12 protein-coding genes are annotated in these 12,934 nt (G+C 59.7%); 3 read left to right on the forward strand and 9 right to left on the reverse strand.

All coding sequences use genetic code 11. The features are described 5' to 3' along the window. Positions 1 to 27: 27 nt before the first annotated feature. From D8U69_RS15995 to D8U69_RS16005, 3 genes are all read right to left on the reverse strand, one after another. Positions 28 to 639, reverse strand: coding sequence for a 3'-5' exonuclease (locus D8U69_RS15995; protein WP_130907699.1), 612 nt, complete (start codon positions 637 to 639; stop codon positions 28 to 30). Between the two features lie 23 nt (positions 640 to 662). After that, positions 663 to 1,142: an NYN domain-containing protein gene (locus D8U69_RS16000; RefSeq protein ID WP_008022614.1), complete on the reverse strand. Its 480-nt coding sequence runs from the start codon at positions 1,140 to 1,142 to the stop codon at positions 663 to 665. 131 nt (positions 1,143 to 1,273) lie between these two features. Further along, positions 1,274 to 2,038 (reverse strand): DUF2076 domain-containing protein, encoded by a 765-nt coding sequence (locus tag D8U69_RS16005; protein ID WP_056855726.1) that lies wholly within the window; start codon positions 2,036 to 2,038, stop codon positions 1,274 to 1,276. 178 nt (positions 2,039 to 2,216) lie between these two features. On the opposite strand from D8U69_RS16005, the gene D8U69_RS16010 reads away from it, so the two are divergent. Together D8U69_RS16010 and D8U69_RS16015 are read left to right on the forward strand one after the other, a co-directional pair. Next, positions 2,217 to 2,891, forward strand: coding sequence for a YciC family protein (locus tag D8U69_RS16010; protein ID WP_056855894.1), 675 nt, complete (start codon positions 2,217 to 2,219; stop codon positions 2,889 to 2,891). A 66-nt stretch (positions 2,892 to 2,957) separates the two neighbouring features. Beyond that, on the forward strand, positions 2,958 to 4,037 hold the full coding sequence (locus D8U69_RS16015; RefSeq protein ID WP_130907700.1) for an endonuclease/exonuclease/phosphatase family protein: 1,080 nt from the start codon (positions 2,958 to 2,960) through the stop codon (positions 4,035 to 4,037). 86 nt (positions 4,038 to 4,123) lie between these two features. Here D8U69_RS16015 and D8U69_RS16020 read toward each other — a convergent pair whose 3' ends face one another. The 6 genes from D8U69_RS16020 to D8U69_RS16045 all read right to left on the reverse strand — a co-directional run bounded on the left by D8U69_RS16020 (position 4,124) and on the right by D8U69_RS16045 (position 11,781). Then, on the reverse strand, positions 4,124 to 4,558 hold the full coding sequence (locus D8U69_RS16020) for a RidA family protein (RefSeq protein WP_056855728.1): 435 nt from the start codon (positions 4,556 to 4,558) through the stop codon (positions 4,124 to 4,126). Positions 4,559 to 4,609: 51 nt separating this feature from the next. Continuing rightward, positions 4,610 to 5,875, reverse strand: coding sequence for an NAD(P)/FAD-dependent oxidoreductase (locus D8U69_RS16025; protein WP_130905831.1), 1,266 nt, complete (start codon positions 5,873 to 5,875; stop codon positions 4,610 to 4,612). Positions 5,876 to 6,127: 252 nt separating this feature from the next. After that, a complete protein-coding gene (locus D8U69_RS16030; protein WP_056855730.1) occupies positions 6,128 to 7,510 on the reverse strand; it encodes an aspartate aminotransferase family protein in 1,383 nt (460 codons plus the stop codon). 28 nt (positions 7,511 to 7,538) lie between these two features. Then, entirely contained in the window at positions 7,539 to 8,984 is a 1,446-nt protein-coding gene (locus D8U69_RS16035) for an APC family permease (RefSeq protein ID WP_130907701.1), read from the reverse strand. Between the two features lie 102 nt (positions 8,985 to 9,086). Further along, positions 9,087 to 10,076 (reverse strand): ABC transporter substrate-binding protein, encoded by a 990-nt coding sequence (locus D8U69_RS16040; RefSeq protein WP_347237902.1) that lies wholly within the window; start codon positions 10,074 to 10,076, stop codon positions 9,087 to 9,089. 214 nt (positions 10,077 to 10,290) lie between these two features. Further along, on the reverse strand, positions 10,291 to 11,781 hold the full coding sequence (locus D8U69_RS16045) for an aldehyde dehydrogenase (RefSeq protein WP_056855732.1): 1,491 nt from the start codon (positions 11,779 to 11,781) through the stop codon (positions 10,291 to 10,293). A gap of 229 nt (positions 11,782 to 12,010) precedes the next feature. Between D8U69_RS16045 and D8U69_RS16050 the strand changes: the two genes are divergently transcribed. Then, complete coding sequence (locus D8U69_RS16050; RefSeq protein ID WP_056855733.1) at positions 12,011 to 12,931, forward strand: LysR family transcriptional regulator; 921 nt, start codon at positions 12,011 to 12,013, stop codon at positions 12,929 to 12,931. Positions 12,932 to 12,934 lie beyond the last annotated feature (3 nt).

Here is a 12,934-nt window from a genome sequence, read left to right on the forward strand (position 1 = left end):
GCGTGGGAACGATCAGTGGCGTTGAATTTAGAACCCGCGATGGCGTTTGAGATGCTCGTTGACCTTCGCCGCCGGGACTTTCTGCAACTTGCACAGCAAATCATGGGACAACTCCCGCACCCCGTGCTTGTGCCGCAACTCTTCAGCCAGATGCGCAGTCAGGTTGGCGGCCATCTCGGCATCAGCCATCGCCCGGTGAGCCTTGCCGGTGTGCGGCAGGTTGGCGAACGTGGTGAGGGTGCCGAGTTTGTGGTTCGGCGCGGCGGGCATCAGTCGGCGGGCCAGCAGCAGCGAACAGGCGAAGTTCTGCAACCGCGTACGTTTGATTCGCCCCAGTTCGAAGTCCCAGAACTTCTGGTCGAACGCGGCGTTGTGCGCCAGCAACGGTGTGATGCCGACGAATTCATTGACCTCGTTCATCACCTGCTCCGCCGATGGCGCAGCGCGTAGCATGGCGTTGCTGATGCCGGTGAGCTGTTCGATGAAGGCCGGGACACGCACGCCGGCATTCATCAGGCTTTGGTAACGCTCGACGATGCGCCCCTGTTCAAGGATCACCACGGCAATTTCCGTGGCCCGGCAACTGCTGCTCGGGGAGATCCCGGTGGTTTCAAAGTCGATGACTGCAATGCGTTCCAAACCTGTTTCAACTCCGTAAAAAATCAATTCTTGAGCAGCAGGGCGCCTTCGATCGGCACGTAGCGGCTGGCAGCGCGGATCAGCGAGTTGGCGGTCAGGCCCGGCACGCCATAAGCCACCGCTTGCACCCCGTGCTTGCTGATGATGCGTTCGAGCAACATATCGAAATCGCCGTCACCGGAGGCCAGCACGATTTCGTCGACGTGGTCGGCGGCGTCCATGATGTCGAGGGTGATGCCCACGTCCCAGTCACCTTTGGCCGAGCCGTCGCTGCGCTGGATGTAAGGCTTGAGCTTCACGGTGAAACCGAGGTTGCGCAGGATCTGCTGGAACTGCTGCTGTTTGCTGTCGCCACGGTCGATGGCGTAGGCATAGGCTTCGACAATCTCGCCCTGTTTGCTGACATCAGCCCACAGCGCGGCGTAGTTGAAGTGACAACCATAGGCCTGACGCACGGTGTAGTAGAGGTTCTGGACATCGGCGAACACAGCGATCTTTTTCACCGCACATCCCCTTGGGCGCAGACAGGATCAGGCACCAGGCCCGAAAAGTTGCCCAGTATGCCAGCCAAAAGGAAGGTTCCGCGAATAATCGGCTATGTGGCGAGGGAGCTTGCTCCCTCGCCACAGATTTATCAGACGAAGGAGTCGTCGTCGCCGCCGAACAAAGATGAACTGTCATCGCTGTAGTCAGCGTCGCTGAAACCGCCCTGGTCGTTGTCGTAGGAATCGTTGCCGGCCATGCGCTGGTCGTCGCCCCAGCCGTTGTTGCCCTGGTCGTTGACCTGGGCCGGTTCTTCCTTGATCACTTCGACAATTTCCTGCGGTTGCTGGTTATGCTGGAACAGGCTGCTGATGCCTTGCGCCAGCATTACACCACCGGCGACACCGGCCGCGGTTTTCAGCGCGCCACCGAGAAAACTGCCGCCGGCCGCTGCGGGCGCTTGTTGCTGCGGTGCATAGCCCTGTTGTGGAAAGCCTTGCTGTGGCGGTTGCGAGTTGAACGAAGGACGCGCCGGCTCGCGCCAGCCGCCCCCACTCGACACCGGCGGATGTTGCGCGGGCACAGGCTGAGGATCACGGTGTCCGCCACCAAAGATGCTCGACAGAAATCCACCGCTGCTCGGCGCCGGTGCAGCCGTCTGCGCCTTGGCCTGTTGCAGCTCGGCCTGCAATGTCTGGACTTGCGCACTCAGCTGTTTGTTCTGCTCGTCGAGGCTTTTGATGGCCGCCTCTTGCACCAGAATCGCCTGGGTCATGAAATAACCTGCCGCCGGTTGGCGCGTCAGGTGTTCCTTGATCCGCGCCTCGGCCTGGGCGTCGCGCGGGGCTGAGTCCGTTTCGGCCTGTTGCAGCCGGGAAAACAGTCCATCGATCAGGGTTTGTTCTTCGCTGTTCATGGCGACCTCGTAGATTGCCGGGGAAATCGTTGCCCTTCTCCACTGAAGATAAGGCACTCGACCTTAATGGAGGCTGAAACAAGATGTTTCAATGCCCTTTACCGAACGTTTACGTTTGCGTCCCCAAGGGCTTGATCGGTTAAAGTGGGCCACTGCTTTCAACCTGCGATACCGACTGATGAATCCGTTAGATGTACTGCGAGACTCCCTGTATTTCTTCAAGCGCAATCTGGGCCAGATCGTGCAGCTGTGCCTGCCGCTGGTGATTATCGAGGCGCTGTTGCAACAAGTCGTCGACCGCTCCACCGAGCCGGACAGCTTCCCCGGCATCAGCGTGATCGTCGGCCTGCTGGTTTACCCGCTGTACACCGCCGCGCTCATTCTGTTCCTCGATGCCCGCAGCCGTGGCGAATCGCCAAGCAACCGCGAACTGCTGTCGAGATCTGCTTATCTGTGGCCGCGTTTCGCCCTGCTGACGGCACTCAACACGCTGCTGATTCTGCTGGGCCTGTCGCTGTATTTCCTGCCGGGCATCTGGTTGATGGTCACCCTGGCGTTCGGCGAGTACCTGCTGGTGCTGCGCGGCCTGGCACCACTGCAAGCGATGAAGGAAAGCCTGCGCCTGACCCGTGGTCATTTCCTGCGCATCCTGGTGTGCATCCTGTGCGTGATGGGGCCATTGTGGCTGCTCAAGGGCGCGACGCTGGCGGCGTATCCAGAGCCGCAAAACCCGGTGATCTCGCTGCTGATCGACAGTGCCCACAGCTTCCTGCAACTGTTCACCAGCGTGGTGCTGTTCCGTCTGTTCATGCTGATCGGCGAAGAGCCGAAAAAAATCGACGGGCCACTCTGACCTTGGGCGACCGCCCGTCACTCGGGTATGCTCGGGGTCAACTTCCGTAACGCTATAAGCCGAGCCATGACCCGACTGCTGCGCTACACCTTGCTGGGATTGTTGATCGTCATCGGCCTGACCGGTGTGATGGTGTATAGCCTGACCTGGCGCCCCGAAGCCCGCGAAGTGCTGCCAGTCAGCTGCAGCACCGGGGCACCGTCTCTGGTTCCCGGCCAGGCGCTGAAGGTGATGACCTGGAACGTTCAGTACCTGGCGGGCAAGCGGTACGTGTTCTGGAATGACCTGGCCGACGGCACCGATGAGAATCCCACGCCCCAAGACATGGCCTTCAGCCTCGATGAAGTGGCGCGGGTGATTCGTGACGAGCAACCGGACGTGGTGCTGTTGCAGGAACTCGATGACGGGGCCAAGGCCAGCGATTACCAGCACCAGCTCAAACTGCTGCAGGAACGGCTCGCCGATCTGTACCCGTGCAGTACCAGCGCATTCGACTGGAAGGCTGAGTTTGTTCCTGATCCACACATCTTCGGCAGCGTTGGCCGGCAACTGGCAACCTTGAGCCGCTACCAGATCGACCATGCCCAGCGCCTGCAATTGCCGGTCGCGTCGGCCAACCTGATCAGTCGCCAGTTCCAGCCAAAAAACGCCTTGCTGGTGGCTTATCTGCCTTTGAGCGACGGCAGTCAATTGGCGCTGCTCAATACTCATCTGGAACGCGCCACGCAACCCGACGAAACGCTGCTGGCGCAGGTATCGGCCGTGGCCAAAGCCCTCGATAAACTCGAAAGCCGCGGGACGCCATGGCTGATCGGCGGCGACTTCAATCTGTTGCCGTTGGGGCAATACCAGCGCCTGCCCGCCGAACAACGCTCGCCCTACTCCGCCGACAGCGCCCTGCACGTGTTGTGGGACAAATACCCGATGATCCCCAACAACAACGAAGCCAGCGGCATCGATCGTGCGCGCTGGCTGACCCATTACCCGAACGATCCGAGCCTGAGCGGCCCGGATCGCACCGTCGACTACCTGTTCTACAGCCCGCGCATCAAGCGGGTCGAGGCAACGGTGAGGCAAGACGATACGTTGCGCATCTCCGACCACTTGCCGGTGATTGCGCGGTTCCTGCTGCCGGCGACACCATGATCCTGTGAGCAAAGCTTGCTCGCGATGACGCCGACACATTCAAGAGAAGGTGACCGACATACCGCCATCGCGAGCAAGCTCGGCGCCTACAGGGTTTGCGTTGCCTGCCAGTCGTCCGGGATGACCGCGATCACGTCGATTTCCATCAGCCACTGCGGTTGACCAAGCCCGGAAATCACCAACCCGGTCGAGATCGGGAACACGCCTTTCAACCACTTGCCCACCACTTGATAAACCGGTTCGCGGTAACGCGGGTCGATGATGTACGTGGTGGTCTTGACGATGTGCGACAGATCACTCCCCGCCTCTTCCAGCAGCTGCTTGACGTTTTTCATCGCCTGTTCGGCCTGGGCGGCCGGGTCGCCAAGGCCTACCAGGTTGCCCTCGAAATCAGTGCCGATCTGGCCGCGCACATACACCGTGTTGCCCGCGCGCACAGCCTGGCAAAGATCATTGTCCAGTGACTGGTTGGGATAGGTGTCTTTGGTATTGAACATGCGAATTCGCGTGTGAGTAGGCATCAACTGAGTCCCTGAAACGTGATTGAAAAGGGTCATTCCCGCGGTCGACTGTCACCGCTGTGAAGGGTCGCGGTATTCGAGGTACTGGCGCTGCGTGGCAATGTGCCCGGCGACATGCTTGGCGTCGTGCCAGACTCCCCAGATAAAGCTCGAACCGCGACGCGACAGCCATGGCAGGCCGACAAAGTAGACACCCGGCTCGTTCGAGACACCGCGCTGATGCCGTGGCTTGCCCTTCTCGTCGAACGTGTCGACCTGCAGCCAGCTGTAATCGACGGCGTAGCCGGTTGCCCAGATGATCGAGGTAATGCCCGCCTCGGCCAGATCGAGTTCGAGAATCGGGCGAGTGACGCACTCCGGGTCGGGCAGCATGAAGCGGGCTTCGGGTTCTTCCGGAAGGTCGAGTCCGTTGCGGGCAATGTAGGCATCCGCCGCGTCCAGCAGCGACAGGTAATTCTCGTCGCCCGCAGCGATGTTGCGCGCCAGATCCGGCTGGAACGTCACCACGCCGTCGTTGAACGATCGGGTCAGCCCCACCAGCGTGACGCCTTGTTTGGCGAGACCGCGGAAATCGACGGTGTGGCCACCCCGCGCACCGCTCACCGCGATGGTCACGTGCTCGCGACCCGGCTCCATGGTTTCAAGATCCCACAGCCCCAGAACCCCCAACCACCAACAAAAATCACGGTTGCGATAGCTGCGAGGCGGACGATCATGCTGGCCGACCGACAGATAGACCTGTTTACCGGCGCGCTGCAGCTCATCGGCAATCTGCACACCGGAAGAGCCTGCACCGACCACCAGCACACCGCCCTCGGGTAGCTGCTGTGGGTTGAAATACTCGGCCGAGTGAATCTGCGTGACCGTGCTGTCTTTCGGCGCAATCGGTGGGATGACCGGACGCTGGAAAGGACCGGTCGCCGCCACCACGCGATTGGCCTGGATCACGCCTTCGGAGGTTTCGATGGTGAAGCCTGGACGGTCACTGTTGCGCACCACTTTTTTCACTTCGACGCCAGTACGAATCGGCGCTTCGAATTTCTCGGCATAGGCTTCGAAGTACGCGGCAACGCGATCCTTTGAAGCGAAGGCGTCGGGCTCCAGATCTTCAAAAGCCAGGCCGGGGAAGCGGTCATGCCAAACCGGGCCGTTAGCCACCAGCGAATCCCAACGCCCGGTGCGCCACGCTTCAGCGATGCGGTTACGCTCCAGGACGAGGTGCGGCACACCGAGTTTGCTCAGGTGCTCGCTCATGGCGACGCCAGCCTGGCCGGCACCGACAACAAGCGTATCTATTTCTATCTTTTTATCATTCATGCTTGCGTCCTTCAGAGAGGCAACTAAGGCGCGACAAGTCGCGACCGTTCAGCTGTTTTAATAATTAATTCCGCGTCGATAACTTTGCTGGCGGGGTAGTTTTATTGTGCTTAGCGAATGCCAATAGCGAAAATATGATTTTTGTCGTTGTTGCCCATGAAAAAACTAACTAACAACTACATGGATAAATGCATTAACTGTGGGAGCGAGCCTGCTCGCTCCCACAGTTAATGGAGGCGAGCCGGTATTTATTTAGAGCACACCAATTTCTTTGGCAGTTCTATCAACCGCTATCTTGGTCTTGGCAACCAGTTCGTCGATTTCAGCGCGCGTTGCGATCAATGCCGGGGCCATGATCATGCGGCCCAGCGTCGAGCGAATAATCAGGCCTTCCTCAAAACCGATCGTGCGGCAACGCCAGGCGATATCGCCTTCGTTGGCGAAGCGTTTGCGAGTCGCCTTGTCCTCGGCAAACTGCAACGCGGCGACCAGACCGACACCCTGGATTTCACCCACCAGCGGATGATTGCCGAACACCTCACGCAGACACTGCTGCAGGTACGGGCCGGTGTCGCTTTTCACTTGGCTGACGACGCCCTCATCGCGCAACGCCGTGAGGTTGGCAATTGCCACGGCGGCCGCTACCGGGTGACCGGAATAAGTCAGGCCGTGGGCAAATACGCCGCCCTGCTCGACCAGCACTTCGGCCATGCGCCGACTCAGAATCAAGCCGCCCATGGGGATGTAGCCCGAGGTCAGGCCCTTGGCGATCGACAGGGTGTCCGGCTCGAAATCAAAGTGTTGGTGGGCGAACCATTCACCGGTACGGCCGAAACCACCGATCACTTCGTCAGCACACAGCAGCACATCGTACTTGCGACAGATTCGCTGGATTTCCGGCCAGTAGCTCTCTGGCGGGAAGATCATGCCGCCCGCGCCCTGGAACGGTTCGGCGATAAACGCAGCGACGTTTTCCGCGCCCAGTTCGAGAATCTTGGTTTCCAGTTGCCGGGCCGCGCGCAGGCCGAATTCGGCAGGCGTCAGGTCACCTTCGTGCGCAAACCAGTAAGGTTCGTCGATGTGCGCGACATCCGGAATCACTCCGCCCATTTCGTGCATGAATTTCATGCCGCCCATCGCGCTGGCGGCCAACGTAGAGCCGTGGTATCCGTTCCAGCGACCGATCATGATCTTCTTCTGCGGCTTGCCGAGTACCTGCCAGTAACGGCGCACGGTACGGATCAACACCTCATTGGCTTCAGAGCCGGAGTTGGTGTAGATCGCGTGGCTGTAGTGCTTGGGCAACAGGCTGAACAGCAGCTCGGACAGCTCGACTACCGCCGGGTGAGTGGTGTGGAAGAACATGTTGTAGTACGGCAACTGCTCCAATTGCCGAGTCGCTGCCGCGGCCAGATCCTTGCGACCGTAGCCGAGGTTGGTGCACCACAAACCGGACATGCCATCAAGGTAACGATTGCCGTCGTTGTCCCACAGGTGTAACCGCTCGCCACCGACGATCACGCGCGGCCCCTCTTCGTTCAACGCCTTCTGATCGAGGAAGGCATGAATGTGGTGGGCGGCATCGGCCGCTTGGTAGTCCTTGGTTTCACGCTGTGGTTTGTAATCGGTTGTCATTTTTTATTCTCCTGAATTGAATAAAGGTTCAGTTCCCGGACACGGTAGTCAGCGGTGCCACGGCAGGCACACCGTTGTCCTGCGATTCGTTTTGGATCAGGGGTTCGGGCGTAAACAGCGGTTTGCGCATCACGAATTTGACCCACACCACGGCGATCACCGATATCACGCCCAGTACCACGCCAGCGCAAGCAAAAATGCTGGCGGTCATTTCCGGTGTTGGCGACACGTGGTAGATCGCAAACAACATGCCGAGGATGCCAACCACTTGCGGCCATGGATAAAACGGTGAGCGAAATGGACGCGCCAGATGGGGATAGCGCCGGCGCAAGGCGATCACATCGATGTGCACGATGATGTACGCCAGCAGCCAGGCGAGCGCGGCAGCCAACAGCAACAAGCTGATCGCAGCCGCGTCGTGCCCCAGAATGAGGATCGGCAGGCCGGTGATCGCGGCAACGAACAACACCGCCACCCAAGGCGTTCGGCCACGTGCCGTGAGCATCCTGAACTGCGGGAAAGCCTGGCCGTTTTGCGCCATGCCGTAGAGCATGCGCGGCAACGCTGCCAGCGAAGAATTCACGGTGCTGCAAGTCGCAGTGATGGCGGCGATGACCAGAAACAGCTTGCCGGCTTCACCGAACACAGTGGTCGCCACCAGATAATGCGGCAGTGCGTCACTGGCCAGTTGCTCGCGTGGAATGCACAGCAAAGCGCCAAAGCAATACAACGCGATCACGCCGAAGATCACCGTCAAACCAATGGTCATCGAACGTGGAATATTGCGCTCGGGATTGCGGGTTTCTTCCACCAGCGGGCAGACGAATTCGGCCCCGACAAAACCCCATACCGCCATCGCCGCCAGGGTAATTGCACCGAACTCCAACGGGTTCCAACCCTGATCGAGCGGCAGCTGCAAACTGGCCTGGCCGTTACTCAGAGAAGCCAGGCCCATGGCAACGAGGATCACCACCATCACCAGCGCCAGCACGTTCTGCAGCTTGGCGAAGACATCGATGCCGAACAGATTCAAAACGGTGAACAGTCCCAGCACCCCGTAGGCCACTACCATGTGTGGAATGACATCCGGATAGACCTTGCTGATCACCAGGTCCAGCAACAGCAGTTCGGCCGACAGCGCAAACATCGCCACCACCATGTACCCCGAGAAGGTCGCGAGAATGGCCGGGAAATGCCCGATCGCCACTTCGGTGTAACTGCTGAGGCTGCCCGCCCGCGGGATCATCAAGGCCAGTTCGGAGAACGACCAGGCATAGGTGATTGCCAACACATAAGCGATGGCCAGCGGAATGATGAACCCGAAACCGGCGATGCCCGCACCTTGCAGCATCAGCACCATGACGCCCTGCGATACTACGACGCCCACCGCAACGGCAAGTAATGAACCCAGCCCCAGAACCCGGCGCAAACCGCCAGACTGCGCTTGGACGGACGCGGTTGTACTTGAACTCATGACAAAACTCCCCGTGTTTTCTTGTTGTTGATCGCCTCCGCGCGGAAGGCAGGGATAAACATCGCCACTCATCCTTGAATGGCGACAGGCGACAGCAATGGCTTAGCGGGCCGCCCAGGCGTTGAAGCGTTCCTCGAGTTCTTCGCCGTGATCGACCCAGAACGTGGCATCGACCAGTTGGCCTTCAGACAGGTTGGCTTGAGCGGTGGGCAATTGGGCAAGTGTGTCGGCCGGCAGCTGCGCCAGCACATCCTTGCGGATCGGGCCGTAGGGGATCTGGCTGGAGAAAGATTTCTGGCCGCTCGCCTGGCTGGCAAACACGATGAAGCGTTCGGCCAGCGACTTGTTCGGGCTACCGCGAACAATCGCCCAGTGATCAGGATCGTAGAGGTGGCCGTTCCAGGAGATCGCCAGCTTCGAACCTTCCTTCTGCGCCACGGCAATCCGCCCGTTATAGGCCGCCGACATCACCACGTCACCCGCTGCCAGCCATTGCGGCGGCTGCGCTCCGGCTTCCCACCACTGGATCGACGGCTTGATCTGGTCGAGCTTGTGAAACGCCCGGTCCACGCCTTCCTTGGTCCCCAGCACTTTGTACAGGTCATCCTGTTGGACCCCATCGGCGAGCAGCGCCACTTCCAGCGTGTACTTGGCGCCCTTGCGCAGGCCGCGCTTGCCAGGAAATTGCTGCAGGTTCCACATGTCCGCCCAGGACGTCGGTGCCGCCGCCACCTTGTTCGAGTTGTAGGCAAGCACCATCGACCACACGTAACTCGCCACGCCGCATTCGCTGACCGCGCCCGGCAAATAGTTTTTTGCATCGCCGATCAGCGCCGGGTCCAGCCGCTCGAACAATCCCTCTTCACATCCACGCAAGAGTTCAGGGCTTTCGACTTCGACCACGTCCCAACTGACCTGGCCGACATCGACCATGGCTTTGACTTTGGAAAGTTCGCCGCTGTACTCGCCGACCACTACTTTCCCGGCACCCGTTTGTTCAAAGGGTTTGAAGTAAGCACCCTCCTGCGCCGCCTTGGTGGCACCGCCGAATGAAATAACCGTGAGACTTTCGGCGTGCGCAACAAGCGGCACCGTAAATCCCAGAAGCGCGGTTAAAGCAGCCGCTGATTTAACGCTCGAAGACGAATATCTGAACATGAAAGCTCCCTCACTTTTTAATTGTGGTTAGTTACTGAGGCAGTCACGGCCACGCAGCCGCAAGTACACGGAAAACTCTCCGTGCGGTGACATCTTTTTATTCTTCAAGCCGCACACAATCAGCGTGCGGTAATTGTTCAGTAGATGTTTAACGCAATTGAAACCAGGTGGTTTTCAACTGGGTGTACTTATCGAACGAATGCAACGACAGATCCCGGCCAAACCCCGATTGCTTGCCGCCACCGAACGGCACGCTGACATCGAGGGCATCCACGGTGTTCACCGAAACAGTGCCGGCCTTCAACGCCCGTGCAACGCGGTGCGCGCGGTTCAGGTCATCGCTCCATACCGAGGCAGCCAGCCCGTAGATGCTGTCGTTGGCCAACCGCACCGCTTGCTCTTCCGTGTCGAACGTAGAGATCGCCAGTACCGGCCCGAACACCTCTTCACGCGACAGGTGCGATTGATGATCGACATCGGCAAAAATGGTTGGCTCGATAAAGTTGTCGGAACCGTTGAAATTCAAGCGACGCCCGCCGGTGAGCAATCGGGCGCCGTCTTCGTGGGCGCGCTCGATAACACTCATTACCCGCGACGCTTGGGCCGAATCGACAATGGCGCCAGCAGCACTGGCAGGATTCAATGGATCGCCAGGCATCCAGGCTTTGGCTTTTTCCAGAAGACGCTCGATAAACTCATCCTTGACCGTGTCCTGCACATACAGCCGCGAATTGGCTGAACACACCTCGCCCTGATTGAAGAAGATGCCGAATGCCGCCTTCTCCGCCGCCAGATCGAGATCACGGCAATCGTCGAACACCAGGCTCGGGCTCTTGCCGCCGCATTCGAGCCAGACCTGCTTGAGGTTCGATTGCGCCGCGTACTGCATGAAGTATTTGCCCACCTGAGTCGAGCCGGTGAACACCAGGCAATCGACATCCGGATGCAGGCCCAAGGCCTTGCCGGCGGACTCGCCGAGCCCCGGCAGCACATTCAGCACGCCCGGCGGCAAACCGGCTTCCAGCGCCAGTTCGGCCAGACGCAACGCCGAGAACGGCGATTGCTCCGCGGGTTTGAGCACCACGCTATTGCCGGCCGCCAGGGCCGGTGCCAGTTTCCACGCGGCCATGTCGAGCGGGAAGTTCCAAGGCACCACGGCGGCGACCACACCCAGCGCTTCGCGGGTGATGGTCGCCAGCGCCGATGACGCGGTCGGCGCGACCTGATCGTAGAGTTTGTCCAGCGACTCGCCGTACCAGGCAAACACATGCGCCGCGCCCGGGACGTCGATGTTGTAGGCATCCATCACCGGTTTGCCCATGTTCAGCGAGTCGAGCAAGGCAAGCTCTTCGCGATGGGCCAGCACCAGCTCGGACAGACGCAACATCACGCGCTTGCGCTCGACCGGTGCCATCCGCGCCCACGGGCCTTCGTTGAACGCGCGACGCGCACTGCGCACGGCAAGTTCCACTTCCACTTCGCCACACGCGGCGACACGGGCAAGCAACTGACGGGTCGCCGGGTTGATCGAATCGAAAGTTGCGCCTGAAGACGCAGCGACCTGCCGGCCATCGATCAAGGCTTTGTCAGAGAAGGTTTGCCGGGCAGCTCGTTGCTGCCAATAGTCGAGGTCGAACACGCTACGCTCCCTTTACGACCGCCAGGGTGGTCGGGGTTGTTATCAGAGGTTGTAGAGATAGTGCGGCAACCGTGCGAAGAGGAAAATTATTAAAAATGTGCTCGGGGTATAAGAAAAAACTTGGCAAGCGCTTACCCAGCCTGGAACGCTCATAGGGTAAGGTTCAGTCCACAATCCGTGCGACGGTCATCCGGGCCTTCACCGCAAAACAAAGCAAAACGAGGTGCGTGTGGCTTCCTATACATTGCGGCAACTCAAGTATTTCGTCACAACGGTAGAAGCCGGCAGCGTCGCTGAAGCCTCGCGGCAGCTGTACATCGCGCAGCCCTCGGTGTCCACGGCGATCAAAAGCCTGGAAGAGTCGTTCAACGTTCAGTTATTCATCCGCCACCACGCCCAGGGTGTGTCCCTGACCCCCACCGGCACGCGCTTCTATCACAAGGCGCAAGAGCTTTTGCGGATGGCCAGGGAGTTTGAACAGAATGCGCTGGCCGATAACGATACGGTGTCGGGACAAATCGACATCGGCTGCTTCGAGACGGTAGCCCCGCTGTACCTGCCGCAATTGATCGCCGGCTTTCGCAAGCTTTACCCGGGCGTGGACATCCGCATTCGCGACGGCGAGCAACAAGAGCTGGTGCAAGGCTTGACCGCCGGCACGTTCGACGTGGCCTTCCTCTACGATCACGATCTGGACGGCACCATCCAGACCACGCCACTGATGCCGCCACAAAAGCCCTACGTGCTGCTGCCTGAAGGCCACCGTTTTGCCGACCAGAAAGAAGTGTCGCTGCGCGACCTGTGCAGCGAGCCGATGATTCTTCTCGATGTGCAGCCGAGCCGGACCTACTTCGTCAGCCTGTTCCACGAACTGGAACTGACACCCAACATCGTCTTCAGCTCACCCTCTATCGAGATGGTGCGGGGCATGGTCGGCCAGGGATTCGGCTTCTCGATCCTGGTCACCCGCCCGCACTCGGAGTGCACCTACGATGGCAAGAAGGTGATATCGGTCAACATCAAGGAGCCGGTCACCCTGTCCGGCCTGGCGTCGGCCCATTTGAAACGCAGCCAACTGACCAAGCCTGCACAGTTGTTCGTGGATTTTTGCCGCGAACAACTGAGCCAGAAAGTCGCAGCCCCCCTGTAGGAG

The organism is Pseudomonas sp. Sample_16 (assembly GCF_004307665.1).
GTDB lineage: Bacteria > Pseudomonadota > Gammaproteobacteria > Pseudomonadales > Pseudomonadaceae > Aquipseudomonas.